Genomic DNA, 13,486 nt, shown 5'->3' with positions numbered 1-13,486 from the left:
ACGCGGCGGTGCCGCGTCCACCCCTTCCGTCCGTTCCGGCTCCCCCTCCGTCCGTTCGGCCCCCCCTTCCGCACGTCCGGGCCCCTGCGCGCCCCCGAGCCGATCGGCGGAAATTCCCCGAAACTGTTCCTTGCGGTCACCGCGCCGGGGCTATATTCGTTAGCACCGCTAGTTAGCGCATCTAACTAGGCACACGAAAGGCATGGTGCATGAGCGACTCGCAGCTCTGGGACGACGTGGACGCCTACTTCACCGCCCTGCTCTCCCCGGAGGACGAATCCCTCCAGGCCGCGCAGCGCGACAGCGACACGGAGGGCCTGCCGCACATCAACGTCACGCCGAACCAGGGCAAGCTGCTGCACCTGCTCGCCCGCGTCCAGGGCGCCCGCAACGTCCTGGAGATCGGCACCCTCGGCGGCTACAGCACCATCTGGCTCGCCCGCGCCCTGCCCGCCGACGGCCGCCTGGTCACCCTGGAGTACGACGCCCACCACGCCGACGTCGCCCGCCGCAACATCGCCCACGCGGGGCTCGACCGGATCGCCGAGGTGCGGGTGGGCCCGGCCCTGGAGTCGCTGCCCAAGCTCGCCGACGAGAACCCGCCCCCCTTCGACCTGGTCTTCGTCGACGCCGACAAGGTCAACAACCCGCACTACGTGGAGTGGGCGCTGCGCCTCACCCGCACCGGCAGCCTGATCATCCTGGACAACGTGGTGCGCGGCGGCCGGGTGACCGACGCGGCGAGCACCGACCCGAGCGTGCGCGGCACTCGGGCCGCCCTCGAACTCATCGCCGGGCATCCCCGCCTGGACGGCACCGCGATCCAGACGGTCGGCAGCAAGGGCTACGACGGCTTCGCGATCGCCCGCGTGCTGGACTAGCGTCCGTCGCTCCCCGTTCGCACCATGCCGGTCGGGTTCACACGTCGTGGTAGAAGCCCACGTTCAGGCTGCGCGGGCTGGTGCGGTCGTGGACCACGATCTCGCCCGCGCCACCCCGGGGCAGCGCCGCCGTGGCGCCGTAGGCGAGCGGCCGCGCGGCCGCGCGGATCGTCAGGCGGACCTCGGAGGACGGCTCGGGCCGCGAGCCGCGCAACCAGGTGACCTGCCAGGATCCCTCCGGACCGCAGCGGAACTCCAGGTGGACCCGGGAGACGAACAGCCAGTCGTCGGGCGTCACCAGGCGGCACACGGCCCGGTCCCGGCCGACGCGCAGCACGGCACCCGGGTCGCTGGGCGCGTCGGCCATCAGCATGCCTGCCGTGGCGCCCGCGTCCGTGCCGGAGACGGAGGCCATGGTGAGTTCGAGCACGTGCGCTCCTCGTGGTTCGGGGCGCGCCGGGCCGCAGCCTGTGCCGCGGGCCCGGCCGTGCGCGCCAACGCCTTTGGCGGAGCGCCCGGTTGACGCACCGCGGCGGCATGATAAATCGCCTGGGCGGGGCGCGTCCGGCACAATGTCCTCATGACCGAGCGAAAGCCACCGGGTGTGCCGTTCGAGTCGTGGGTCGAGAAGGAGATCCGTGACGCGCAGGGGCGCGGCGACTTCGACCGGCTGCCCGGGGCGGGCAAGCCCCTGCCGGACGACACCACGTACGACGAACTGTGGTGGGTCAAACGCAAGATGGCACGCGAGGGCCTGTCCGTCCTGCCGCCGTCGCTCGCCCTGCGCAAGGAGGCCGAGGACGCGCTGGCGGCGGCGTACGCGGCGCCCTCGGAGCACACCGTGCGGAAGATCATCGCGGACATCAACACGAAGATCCTGGACATGATGCTCAAGCCACCGCCCGGCCCCCCGCTGGGCCTGAAGCGGTACGACGTGGAAGAGGTCGTCCGCGAGTGGCACGAGCGGCGCGGGCTGCGGGGCACCCGGACGGCGGGCGGACAGGGGCGCGGATAACCGGTTGCGCGGCCCCGCGGCCCCACGCCGAGAATGACCGCATGCCGCCCAGGACCGACGCCACGCCCCCGCTCCCGCTCCCGCCCACGTCTTCGGCCGGGGCCGCCTCCACGACCGCGGAGGCGGGCGCGTCCGGGGCCGCGTCCTGGACCGTGGCCCCCGAGCCGTACGACTCCCCGGTCGCCGTCGCGCTCTGGCGGGCGTACTACACCGAGGTCAGTGACCGCTGGTACCTGCTGCACGAGGGCCACCGCACCGACCCCGCCGAGCTGGAGCGCGAGATCGCCGCCCGCATCGGCTGTGAACTCACCCCGCCCACTGGCCAGTTGCTGGTCGGCTGGTACGGCGGCCGGCCGGCGGGCACGGCGGGGGTACGGCTGCTGGACCCGGCCACCGCCGAGCTGACCCGGGTCTTCCTGCACGAGGAGGTGCGTGGCAGGGGCGGTGCGGCGCCGCTGGTCGGCGCCGCCGAGGACGCGGCCCGTGCGCTCGGCGCCCGGCGGATGATCCTGGACACCCGCGGCGACCTGGTGGAGGCCCGCGCCCTGTACGCGCGGCTGGGCTACACGGAGACCGGACGGCACAACGACGACCCCTACGCCGAGCACTGGTACACCAAGCCGCTCGCCTGAGCCCTGTCACGCGTACCGGGACCTCTGCCGACCTCTGTACCTCTGCCGACCCCTGTCAACGCGTACCCGGACGCCTGCCGACCTCTGTCAACGCGTACCCGGACGCCTGCCGACCCCTGTCACGCGTACCCGGACGCCTGCCGATCCCTGTCACGCGTACCCGGACGCCTGCCGACCCCTGTCACGCGTACCGGGGCGTCTGCCGGGTGGCCGCCCGCTCCTCGTGCGGCCGTTCCGCGTCGGAGCCACACAGCTCCCCGGTCAGTTCCCTCACCAGCTGCGCCAGGTCGGTCGGCCGGTCGAGGCCCCACCAGTCGCCGAGCAGGTCGGCGAGCGACTCCTCGCGGGCCCGCACCAGCCGTTCGGCGACCTCACGCCCCTGGTCGGTCAGGACGAGGTCCAGACCGAGCCGTTCGGCCAGGTGCCGTTCCTCGACCTGGCGGGCCGCCTCCAGGATCACCGTCAGGGGGACGGGCACCCGCTCGGCCAGCAGGGCGGGCTCGACCCAGCCGTACCGGTTGATCCGCAGCACCAGCCAGCTCGTCGCGGGCAGCAGGTCGTACCCCGCCCGCGCGGTGATCGTGCGGTAGATCTCGCGCCGCCCCTCACGGGTGCCCAGCACGGACAGCGCCCGGCAGACCTCGTCGTACGAGGACCGTTCGACCGGGTTGGTGGCGAGGGTCTGCGTGCCGTCGGGCGCCGTGACGGAGCCGCGCAGCTTGTCCTCCTTCAGGAACCAGGCCAGGACGAAGGCGAGGAGGGCGACCGGAGCGGCGTAGAGGAAGACGTCGGTGATGGCGGAGGCGTACGCGTGCAGGGCGGCCGGGCGCAGGCCCGCCGGCAGGGCGGCGATGCCGCGCGGGTCCGACTTGAGGGTGGAGGCCGAGACGCCCGGCGGCAGGTGGGCGCCCCGGAAGGCGGTGGCGAGCTGGTCGGCGAGCCGGCTCGCGAAGACCGTGCCGAAGATGGCCACACCGAAGGAGGCGCCGATGGAACGGAAGAAGGTGGCGCCGGAGGTGGCGACGCCCAGGTCCTCGTAGCTGACGGCGTTCTGCACGATGAGGACGAGCACCTGCATGACGAGGCCGAGCCCCAGGCCGAAGACGAAGAAGCAGCCGCTCATCTCGGCGGTGGAGCTGTGCTCGTCGAGCCGGTGCAGCAGGAGCAGGCCGACCGTGGTGACGGCGGTGCCGGTGACGGGGAAGACCTTCCAGCGGCCGGTGCGGCTCACGATCTGCCCGGAGCCGGTCGAGGCCAGCAGCATGCCGACCACCATCGGCAGCATGTGGACGCCGGACAGCGTCGGCGAGATGCCCCGCACGACCTGGAGGAACGTCGGCAGGTACGTCATCGCGCCGAACATCGCGAAGCCCACGATGAAGCTGATGACGGCGGAGAGCGTGAAGGTGCGGATGCGGAACAGCTTGAGCGGCAGGACCGGTTCCGCCGCCCGGCGCTCGACGGCCACGAAGGCGGCCACGAGGAGGACGCCCAGCACGGCGAGACCGATGATCTGCGGCGAGCCCCAGCCCCAGGTGGTGCCGCCCAGCGAGGCGACCAGGACCAGGCAGGTGGCGACCGACGCGATCAGCAGCGTGCCGAGGTAGTCGATGACGTGGTGCTGCGCCTTGCGCGGGATGCGCAGGGCGGTGGCGATCACGGCGAGGGCGACGACGCCCACCGGCAGGTTGACGTAGAAGACCCAGCGCCAGCTCAGGTGCTGGGTGAAGATCCCGCCGAGCAGCGGCCCGAGCACACTCGTCGCGCCGAAGACCGCCCCGAACAGCCCCTGGTAGCGGCCGCGTTCACGCGGGGAGACGACATCGCCGACGATCGCCATCGACAGCACCATCAGCCCGCCGCCGCCCAGCCCCTGCACGGCACGGAAGGCGATCAGCTCGGGCATGTTCTGCGCCATCCCGCACAGCGCGGAGCCCACCAGGAAGATCACGATGGCGGTCTGGAACAGCTTCTTGCGCCCGTACTGGTCGCCGAGCTTGCCCCACAGCGGGGTCGCGGCGGTCGACGCCAGCAGGTAGGCGGTGACCACCCAGGACAGGTGCTCCAGACCGCCGAGGTCGCTGACGATGGTGGGCAGCGCGGTGGAAACGATCGTCTGGTCCAGCGCGGCCAGCAGCATGCCGAGGAGCAGCGCGCCGATGGAGACGAGGACGTTGCCGGAGACGTGCTCGGACTCACCCGGCTCGGCACCGCGCGGGGACGGGGGCCGGGACGGCGGCGGGAAGTCGGATTCGGTATCCGTCGTCGGCGGAGAGTCGGGGTCCGTACCCGCCGGCGACGGGGCGTCGGGGCCCGTACCCGCCGGCGGCGGGGAGCCGGGCCCCGTACCCGTCGTCGGCACACCGGGCGTCTCCGGCGTACCGGCCCTGCCCTGTCCATCCCCGGCCATGGAGACCTCCCGACGCTCTCGTGACATCTCCCATCGTCATCGGTGTGTCCCGTTATGGCCTGTCGAGTCCCCCCTTCGGGGCCGCCGTTCCGGGACTTCGGGGAGAAGGTGTGGAGAGGATCTGCATAATCCTTGGAGTCCGGACTGGGAGGGGACCGACGCGTGGAAGAGCCGAAGGGGCATGTCTGCCCGGAGTGCAATGCGCCCCGGAGCGCGGACGACTCCCCGTCGTGCGCCTGCGGACAGCGAGCGGCCGACGCCCTGCGCGACGCGCGGACCGCGGAGGCGGCAGCGGCGGAGGACTTCGATCCGCTGCGGATACGGCCATACGTGGACTGTGCGGACCATGGGGACTACGACGGCTACGGGGACGGCAGGCGCGGCGGTGACGGCAGGGGTGGCGGTGACGCCGGGAGCGACGGGGGCCGGGGTGACGCCGGGGGCGGCGGTGTCGCCGAGGCCGCCCGCGCAGGCACGGCGTCCGCGACGGCGACGGGCGCGGAGACGGGTACCGGTGCGGGCACAGGGCCGGGCGTAGGCGCGGGCACAGGCCCGGGCGTAGGCGCGGGCACAGACGGTGGCGCCGGCGCGGGCGGTGGCGTCGGCGCGGGCGCGGGCACAGATGGGGACGCGGAGACCCGGCGGGGGCCCGCCCCCGCGGCCGGCCCGGGGGCGGAGGCGCCGACGCGGCCCGTACCCGCCGTGGAGGCCACGATGCCGCTGCGTACGATCGCGCTGCCCACGCCGCTGACGTCACGGGCGGGCGAGCCCAGCGCATCCGACCTGAACCTGTTCGACTCGGGCGGCACCCGCAGCTTCGACGCCGTCGCCGCAGACGGAGAAGGCGGCGGAGGCAGAAGGGGCGGAGAAGGACAGGAGGGCGGCGGGGGCGCCGGCGCGGCGCCCGGCGGGGCCCGTCGCGGACGCCGCCGGCCTGCCGCCCTGCTCGCCGTCTCGGCGGCCGTGATCGCGCTCGCGGCGGCGTGCGCGTACGCGGGTGGACTGTTCTCTTACGAGTCCCCGGCCCGGGACGGCGCCGCCCAGGAGGTACGGGAGAGCATCCCCGACGCCCCGACGTCCGCCGCACCCACGGCCCCGCCGACGAGCGCCGCGCCCGTGCCCTCCCCCACCGTGTCCGCGTCGGCGAGCGCGTCGCCGTCCGCCACCGCGAGCCCGTCCACGTCCCCCTCGCCCTCCGCGACGAGCGCCTCCCCGTCGCCGTCCGGTTCCACGGGCGCCGCCGCGCCGGGGCTCGCGCCCACCGCCCCGGCCCAGACCACTCCCGCGTCCCCCCGGGCCACGCGGACGCCAGGGCCCGCCGCCACGCTGCGCCGGGGCGACCGCGGCCCCGAGGTGAGCGAACTGCAGGAGCGCCTGGCGCGGCTGTACCTCTACACCGGCCGGATCGACGGCTTCTACGACCAGCACGTGGAGGACTCGGTACGGACCTACCAGTGGGCCCGCGGCATCACCTCGGACGGCCTCGGCGTCTACGGCCCGGCGACGCGGGCGAGCCTGGAGGCGGAGACGTCGCACCGGTGAGACCTGGTCAGACATGGCCAGGCCCGGCCGGGCCGCGTCGGGCCCAGTCGAGCCCGGTGAGGCATCGTCAGACCCAGTCGGGCCCGGTGAGGCCGCGTCAGGCCCAGTCAGGACTCGTCAGGGCCTGGTCAGGACCGGTGGGGTGAGGGCGGCGCAGAGGGGGTGGAGACCCGGGGGCGGTGGATCTCCACCCCCGATTCCACCCATGGGTCCAGGTGCCGCGGGCCTCTTCCCAGCAGTCTTGAGGGCATGACAGCGACCGAGTGGATCACCGACATCGCCCTCATCCTCGTCGTCTTCCGGCAGCTGCGGGAAGACCGGCTCGACCTCAAGACCTTCCTGATCCCGCTGGGGATCGTGGCCTACGTCGCCTACTCCTACCTGGACGGCATCCCCACCGCGGGCAACGACCTGGTGCTGGTCGCGGTCCTGATGGGCGTGGGCGCCGCGCTCGGCATCGCGGGTGGCGTCTACACGCGCATACGGGCGGTCGACGGGCACCTCCTCATCAAGGCCGGGGCGGTGTCGGCGATCCTGTGGGTCGTGGGCATGGGGGCGCGGATGGGCTTCCAGATGTGGGTGGAGCACGGCGGCGGCGCCGACGACGTCGCCCGGTTCAGCGTCGCTCACCACATCACCGGGGACCAGGCGTGGGTGACGGCGTTCGTGCTGATGGCCCTCACCGAGGTGGTCACGCGGGTGGCCACGATCTACCTGCGCAGCAGGGCCCGGGCGGTACCCCGTCCCGTGCCCGTCCTCGACCGTGCGGCCTGACCGTGCAGTATCTTCTGCCCGGGACCGCGACTCCGAGCGCCCCGCCCCCGGGGGAGGCCGCGAACCCGGCCGCGGCCCAGGCAGTGGACCGTCGCCCTGCTCCTCATGGTCAGCTCCGCGGCGCTGCTGGCCCGGCATCTGCCCGAGCACAGGGTCCCCCAGCGCTCCGCCCTCGTCTGGCTGACGCTCGGCGTCCTCGCGGCGGCGGCCCTGATCGGCGTCAGCCGCTCCGGAACGGGTTACCTCTTCGCCTACTTCCTCGCCGGGCACCTCGGATACCGGCTCGACACCAGACCGGCCCTGGTGCTCGCGGCTGTGTGCAGCCTGCTCTGCGGCGCCGTCCTCTATGCCCGCCCCGGGCCGGACTACCCCCTGCTGCCCTGGACGGTCGGTCTCACCGCCGGCGCGCCGGTCCTGATCGGCATCATCAATCGCGGTCAGCGCCGGGCCGTCCGGGCGGCAATCGAGGCGGCCGAGTCGGCCGAACGCGCTGCGCGCGCCGAGGCGCGGACCGCCGTGCTGACCGAGCGCAGCCGGATCGCCCGGGACGTGCACGACGTCCTGGCGCACTCGCTGGCCGGGATCAACATGCAGTTGGAGCTGGCCGACGCGCTGCTCGACACCGGTGACCTGGAGAAGGTCCGGGCGGCCAACGACAAGGCCCACGACTTGGTCAAGGAGAGCCTGAGGCAGGCGCAGTGGACCGTGCGCGCGCTGCGCGAGGACTCGCTGCCCCTGCGGGAGAGCCTGGCGGCGATGCTCGCCTCGTCGGGCCACCGTGACGTTCTCACCGTCACGGGGACCGTCCGCGCGGTGTCGCCTCAGGTGACCCAGAACCTGCTGCGGATCGCCCAGGAGGCGCTGACCAACGCAGCCCGGCACGCGCCCGGAGGAGAGGTCGGCATGGAGCTGGCGTACGCCGCCTCCTCGACCACACTGATGATCCTCAACGGCCCCGCCACCCGTGAGGGGAACTCCGGGGTCGGCAGCGGGATGGGACTGATCGGAATGCGCGAACGCGTCGCCCTGCTGGGCGGGACCGTCGCCGCGGGTCCGGTCACCGAGGGACCGCACCAGGGCGGCTGGCAGGTGGAGGCAGTGATCCCGGGATGAGTGAACCGATCGAGGAACCGCGGCGGTTGAGGGTGGTCGTCGCCGACGACCAGGCCGCCGTCCGGGAACCGCTCGCCGCGGTGCTCGCGCTGTCCGAGGACATCGAGGTCGTCGCGGCCGCCGCGAACGGGAGCGAGGTGCTGACGGCCGTGGCGGCCGGGCCGGTGGACGTGGTGCTGATGGACCTCAGGATGCCCGTGATGGACGGGACCGAGGCGACGCGCAGGCTGGGTGAGGCGTACCCGGACGTTGCGGTGGTCGTGCTGACGACCTTCGCCGACGACGACTCGATCCTCGGCGCGCTGGGCGCGGGAGCCCGCGGCTATCTGACCAAGAACGCGGGGCGCCTGGACATCACCCGGGCGATCCGGGCCGCTGCCGCCGGTCAGTCGGTGCTCGACCGCGAGGTCCAGGACCGGCTGCTGGCCACCGTCCGGACCAAGGCGCCGGCGCCGGCGTCGGCGCCGCTACGGGCCCTGCCCGACGACCTCACTCCCCGCGAACGCGAGGTCCTCACGCTGATCGGCCGGGGCCTGCCCAACCGGGGCATCGCCGAGAAGCTGTTCATCAGCGAGGCCACGGTCAAGACCCACATCAACAACCTGTTCGCCAAGTCGGGCATCCGCGACCGCGCGGACGCCGTCCGCCGCGCCATCGAGGCAGGCCTGGCCTGATCCTTCGTGGAGCCAGACCTGGCCTGATCCCGCGTGGAGGCAGGCCTGGCCTTTGTCTCCCGTCGAGGCAGACCTGGCTGAGCCGCCGTCGAGGCAGGTCCCCGGTCCGCCCCGCCCCCGAGGCGGGCTTGGGCCGACCTGGCCCGGGCCTCAGCCCACGTGCAGGCGGACCGTCCCGTCCCCCACCGGCTCCACCCGGAGCCGCGTGAGGTCAGGCACCACCGCGTCGGGACCGTGGGCGGCGGCGCGCGGGCCGACGCCGATCACCCGCATCCCGGCGGCACGTCCGGCGGCGATGCCCGCGCCGGAGTCCTCGAAGACCAGGCAGTCGGCGGGGGCGATGCCGAGTTCGGCGGCGCCCTTCAGGAAGCCCTCGGGGTCGGGCTTGCTCGCACCGACGGACTCGGCTGTGACGCGTACGTCCGGCAGTGGCAGGCCCGCGGCGGCCATCCGGGCCGTGGAAAGACCGACGTCCGCCGAGGTCACGAGGGCGTGCGGCAGTCCGCGCAGCGCGGCCAGGAACTCCGGCGCGCCGGGGACCGGCACCACGCCGTCCATGTCCGACGTCTCCTCGGCGAGCATGCGGGCGTTCTCGGCGATGTTCTGCTCGGCGGGCCGGTCGGGCAGCAGAAGCGCCATCGAGGCGTGTCCCTGGCGGCCGTGGACCACCTTCATCACCTCGTCACCGTCCAGTCCGTGCCGGTCGGCCCAGCGCCGCCAGATGCGTTCGACGACGGCGTCGGAATTGACGAGGGTGCCGTCCATGTCCAGCAGGAAGGCTCGGGCGGTGAGCACGGCGGTGGCCGTCATCGGCAGCTCCAAGGTGCGCGGAGGGGCGTGGGGGTCGGGCCCCGGTCGACCCGCCGGGACGTTCCGGGGGTACAAGGCGGCCCCGCCCGCCGGTCAGGGTGAGCGGACGGGAGCCACTTTGTTTCCCTACGGTACAAAACAAACCCGGCATCCCGCCACCGCCGACCGGATCCTTCACCCGGAGTTCAGCTCCGCACCAGGGGGTGCGGAAGCTCCCGTAATTGCGTCAGGAGCCGGCGGCAGCGGGGCCCATCTGATCGCTGGACCCGGCGGGATCCGGCTTTTGGATCCTCGCGCCGACGGCGGACCTCGCCGCCGCGCTTCGGCATCTCGAAGTCGACCGCGCGCCGCCGGTTCCCGATCCGGTCGCTGGCCGGCGTCCGGGGCCGCCTGCACCAGGCCGTGCTGCACCGCCTCGACGACGCCGGTCTCGTCGACGTCACCCGCGTCGTGCTCGACACCGCCCGCGGGTGCCGGACCCGCCGGTGACGCGGGGGGCCTCACCGTTCGCCGGGGGCGCCCGTGTCCCGGTCGCCGTGTGCTCTGCTCCCTCTTCCGGCCCCAGCGCCGGGCGTGCGGCGGCAAGTACGAGAAGCCGTGGCGCCGGACCGGCAGCACACCCACCAGCCGGACAAACCGCCTGGAGAAGCGAGAACCCGCCCAGGAAGCTACTGGCGGGGTACTTGCCGCCTGGTTCACCGCTCGTTAACAGCACCCCATCCGGCACCGGCCACCCGCAGCGCGCACGAGCACGGCCGCAACACGGCCGTCGCACGACCGCGGCGCCACGGCCCGGCCGCCGTACGATCGCGGTGCCACGGCCCGGCCGCCGTAGGCCGCGGCGCCTCGACCGCCGTACGGCCGCGCCCCGCCCTTGGCCGCCATCTCTGGCCGCCGCCTCAGGCCGTCTCCTCTGGCCGCCGCCTCAGGCCACCGCCTCCCACAGGCTCCACACGCCGAGCGCGAGCATCAGCACGGCCGCGACCTTGGTGATCAGGTTGAGCGGGACTCGCCGCATCAGCGCCTTGCCGCCGACGATCCCGAGCCCTGCGACCGCCCACAGGGCCAGGACCGCACCCAGGCCGACGGAGACGGGGTCGTCGTAGCGGGCGGCGAGGTTCGCCGTCATGATCTGGGTGAGGTCGCCGAACTCGGCGACCAGGATGAGCATGAAGCCGGTCCCGGCGACCCTCCAGAAGGACTGGTCCTGGGGCTGCCGGATCTCCTCGTCGTCGTCGCCCTTCTTCAGCAGCAGCACGGCCGCGCCGCCGAGGAACAGCACGCCCGTCAGCGCGTGCACGATCCGCTGTGGCAGGAGCGTGAGCACACTGCCCGCCGCCACGGCCAGCACCACGTGCAGCAGGAAGGCGGCGGCGACACCCGCGAAGACATAGGAGGCGCGGTAGCGGGTGCCGAGCACGAGTCCCGCCAGGGCCGTCTTGTCCGGCAGCTCGGCGAGGAAGACGACGCCGAAGACGAGCGCCAGGACGCTGAGACTGATCACTGTCCCTCAATCGGTCGGGGCCACCCCGCCGAGAGTGCTGCGACCTGTGCGACCAGAGCCTCGGCAGGGCAGCACACGGATGCACCCGTGCCGTACGCACGGGCGTGCACTGCTGTGCCGAAGGTCTCGCTGGCCGACCCCCGGATCCTGTCCGAGGCCTGCCTCCGGGCGCCGGCTCAGTCCAGCTGAGCAGTATGTCGACGGTCCGGCGAAGAGCTACTCCCCTTCTGCGCCGTCCATCCTACGCGACCGGAAGTTCCGTCACGGGCCTTGTCATGTCATGCACGCGTCACTACCTTCTCACCGCACGCACACCTCCCCGCAACGCGACGCGGCGAGCATTCCCACGCTCGCGCCCACAACCCCCACCACGCAAGGGAGTTCACATGGCCCGCAGGTCCCGCAGGTCGTCCAGGCCCACGTTCTACGCGCGTCGACGACTGGGCATACTCACGGCCCTCACCGGCCTCCTCGCCACCGTCGCCCTCATCGACCCCCCGGCCGCCTCCGCCGCCCTCCCCACCCCGGTCAGCGCCGCCACCGCCCGCGGGTACCTCGCCTCCCTCACCGTCGCGGCCGAGAACCGCACCGGCTACAACCGCGACCTCTTCCCGCACTGGATCACCATCAGCGGCACCTGCAACACCCGCGAGACCGTCCTGAAGCGGGACGGCTCGAACGTCACCACCGACTCCTCCTGCGCCGCCACGAGCGGCACGTGGTACTCCCCCTACGACGGCGCGACCTGGACCGCGGCCTCGGACCTGGACATCGACCACCTCGTGCCGCTGGCCGAGGCCTGGGACTCCGGGGCGGGCAAGTGGACCACCGCGCAGCGCCAGGCGTTCGCCAACGACCTCACCCGCCCGCAGCTCATCGCCGTCACCGACAACGTCAACCAGGCCAAGGGCGACCAGGACCCGGCCACCTGGGTGCCGTCCCGGTCGGCGTACGTCTGCACCTACGTCCGCGCCTGGGTCCAGGTGAAGTACTACTACGACCTCTCGGTCGACCCGGCGGAGAAGAGCGCCCTGCAGGGCTACCTCGCGAACTGCTGACGCGCCGCCGCCCCCGCCCCGGCCCCACCGGAGCCCACTCTCCGCCCACCCGCGGACCCTTCCCACGCCCGCCCTCTTCCGCCGCGCACGCCCGCACGGGCCGCCGCCGGAGGAGGGCGGGCGCCGTTCGCCCGTGGCCGATCCGCGCCCTCCGCGACGCCCTCCCCACATGGCCGATCCGAGCCATTGACGGCCCGCCCGCGCGCCGGGCCGCCCTGGTTCGGTCAGGTGTTCGTCAAGTCGACGCCCCCCGGCATTCCCGCCGACACCGACCGGCGCGGCCCGGGCGCAGGCCGCGCCTGCCGGCCGGGCACACCGGGGCCCGTAACGGAGTCCCGTTCGGCCCCCGGTGCGCCCAGTGGTCCACCAGGTGGCACACCCCGTTATCCGCCGGGTTGTCCACCCCGTGGATGGTTCGCGCACTTCGCCTAATCCACTGCGTACCGCAGCAAACGGAACCCGAGCGGCACCGCGAGCATGGCCAGATGTTGAACTTGCAAGTACAGATTAGGTCGACCTAACCTAGGTCACCCGTTCGGACCGTCCCCCGGCCGGCCCCCACCCCGGGCCGGCCCGACCGAAGGAGAACCCCCACATGACCGGCCTGACCGGACGTCTCAACTATGCGCAGCCCTACGCCCTCGGCCTGTTCCGCATCGTCGTGGGACTGGTCTTCTTCTGCCACGGCGCCGCATCCCTGTTCGGCGTGCTCGGCGGTGCGGTGGGCACCCACGGCGGCACGCTCTCCACCGGCACCTGGCCGGGCTGGTACGCGGCGGTGATCCAGCTGGTCGGCGGCGCCCTGGTCATGCTGGGCCTGGGCACCCGCGCCGCCGCGTTCATCGCCTCCGGCTCCATGGCCTTCGCCTACTTCGACGTCCACCAGAAGGCGGCGCTGTGGCCCATCGAGAACGGCGGCGAGATGCCCGTGCTGTTCTGCTGGTCCTTCCTGCTGCTGGTCTTCACCGGCTCCGGCGCGTTCGCCCTGGACGGACTGCTCACCCGGCGCTCGGCGCAGCAGCGGCCCGCCGCCGAGCAGACCCCGGTGGCGGTCTGACGGACGGGCGCCGGGG

General features: G+C 73.3%; 13 protein-coding genes. 9 read left to right on the top strand and 4 right to left on the bottom strand.

The features are described from left to right. Window positions 1–209 precede the first annotated feature (209 nt). Window positions 210–881, top strand: a complete 672-nt coding sequence (locus ACFC02_RS38380) for an O-methyltransferase (protein WP_360968734.1) — start codon at window positions 210–212, stop codon at window positions 879–881. Between the two features lie 37 nt (window positions 882–918). Here ACFC02_RS38380 and ACFC02_RS38375 read toward each other — a convergent pair whose 3' ends face one another. Next, the gene (locus tag ACFC02_RS38375) at window positions 919–1,311 is read right to left on the bottom strand and encodes a hypothetical protein (protein ID WP_376366941.1); all 393 of its coding nucleotides are present in this window, start codon (window positions 1,309–1,311) and stop codon (window positions 919–921) included. 150 nt (window positions 1,312–1,461) lie between these two features. Here ACFC02_RS38375 and ACFC02_RS38370 point away from each other — a divergent pair, with 150 nt between their 5' ends. Next, complete coding sequence (locus tag ACFC02_RS38370) at window positions 1,462–1,896, top strand: DUF1992 domain-containing protein (RefSeq protein WP_376366939.1); 435 nt, start codon at window positions 1,462–1,464, stop codon at window positions 1,894–1,896. Window positions 1,897–1,937: 41 nt separating this feature from the next. Beyond that, window positions 1,938–2,528 carry a GNAT family N-acetyltransferase gene (locus ACFC02_RS38365; protein WP_376366937.1) on the top strand — a complete coding sequence of 197 codons (591 nt, stop codon included), beginning with the start codon at window positions 1,938–1,940 and terminating at the stop codon, window positions 2,526–2,528. Window positions 2,529–2,709: 181 nt separating this feature from the next. Here ACFC02_RS38365 and ACFC02_RS38360 read toward each other — a convergent pair whose 3' ends face one another. Next, complete coding sequence (locus tag ACFC02_RS38360; protein ID WP_376366935.1) at window positions 2,710–4,938, bottom strand: DHA2 family efflux MFS transporter permease subunit; 2,229 nt, start codon at window positions 4,936–4,938, stop codon at window positions 2,710–2,712. A 714-nt stretch (window positions 4,939–5,652) separates the two neighbouring features. On the opposite strand from ACFC02_RS38360, the gene ACFC02_RS38355 reads away from it, so the two are divergent. From ACFC02_RS38355 to ACFC02_RS38340, 4 genes are all read left to right on the top strand, one after another. Then, window positions 5,653–6,480: a peptidoglycan-binding protein gene (locus ACFC02_RS38355; protein ID WP_376366933.1), complete on the top strand. Its 828-nt coding sequence runs from the start codon at window positions 5,653–5,655 to the stop codon at window positions 6,478–6,480. A gap of 249 nt (window positions 6,481–6,729) precedes the next feature. Next, window positions 6,730–7,254: a hypothetical protein gene (locus ACFC02_RS38350; protein ID WP_376366931.1), complete on the top strand. Its 525-nt coding sequence runs from the start codon at window positions 6,730–6,732 to the stop codon at window positions 7,252–7,254. A 9-nt stretch (window positions 7,255–7,263) separates the two neighbouring features. Next, on the top strand, window positions 7,264–8,367 hold the full coding sequence (locus tag ACFC02_RS38345; RefSeq protein ID WP_376366945.1) for a sensor histidine kinase: 1,104 nt from the start codon (window positions 7,264–7,266) through the stop codon (window positions 8,365–8,367). Next, window positions 8,364–9,041 carry a response regulator gene (locus ACFC02_RS38340; RefSeq protein ID WP_376366929.1) on the top strand — a complete coding sequence of 226 codons (678 nt, stop codon included), beginning with the start codon at window positions 8,364–8,366 and terminating at the stop codon, window positions 9,039–9,041. Before ACFC02_RS38345 ends, ACFC02_RS38340 begins: the two co-directional genes overlap by 4 nt. Before the next feature lie 150 nt (window positions 9,042–9,191). On the opposite strand, the gene ACFC02_RS38335 is transcribed toward ACFC02_RS38340, so the two are convergent. Both ACFC02_RS38335 and ACFC02_RS38330 read right to left on the bottom strand, forming a co-directional pair. Then, entirely contained in the window at window positions 9,192–9,851 is a 660-nt protein-coding gene (locus tag ACFC02_RS38335; protein ID WP_376366927.1) for an HAD-IA family hydrolase, read from the bottom strand. A 925-nt stretch (window positions 9,852–10,776) separates the two neighbouring features. Then, on the bottom strand, window positions 10,777–11,355 hold the full coding sequence (locus ACFC02_RS38330) for a TMEM165/GDT1 family protein (RefSeq protein WP_376366925.1): 579 nt from the start codon (window positions 11,353–11,355) through the stop codon (window positions 10,777–10,779). Between the two features lie 386 nt (window positions 11,356–11,741). On the opposite strand from ACFC02_RS38330, the gene ACFC02_RS38325 reads away from it, so the two are divergent. Together ACFC02_RS38325 and ACFC02_RS38320 are read left to right on the top strand one after the other, a co-directional pair. Then, a complete protein-coding gene (locus ACFC02_RS38325) occupies window positions 11,742–12,413 on the top strand; it encodes an HNH endonuclease family protein (RefSeq protein WP_376366923.1) in 672 nt (223 codons plus the stop codon). Between the two features lie 604 nt (window positions 12,414–13,017). Further along, window positions 13,018–13,470: a DoxX family protein gene (locus tag ACFC02_RS38320; RefSeq protein ID WP_376366943.1), complete on the top strand. Its 453-nt coding sequence runs from the start codon at window positions 13,018–13,020 to the stop codon at window positions 13,468–13,470. The last annotated feature ends 16 nt before the right edge of the window (window positions 13,471–13,486 follow it).

It is taken from the genome of Streptomyces sp. NPDC056160 (assembly GCF_042268205.1).
Lineage (GTDB): Bacteria > Actinomycetota > Actinomycetes > Streptomycetales > Streptomycetaceae > Streptomyces.
Note: the sequence above shows the minus strand (reverse complement) of the source record. Positions and strands in the feature narration are given on the sequence as shown.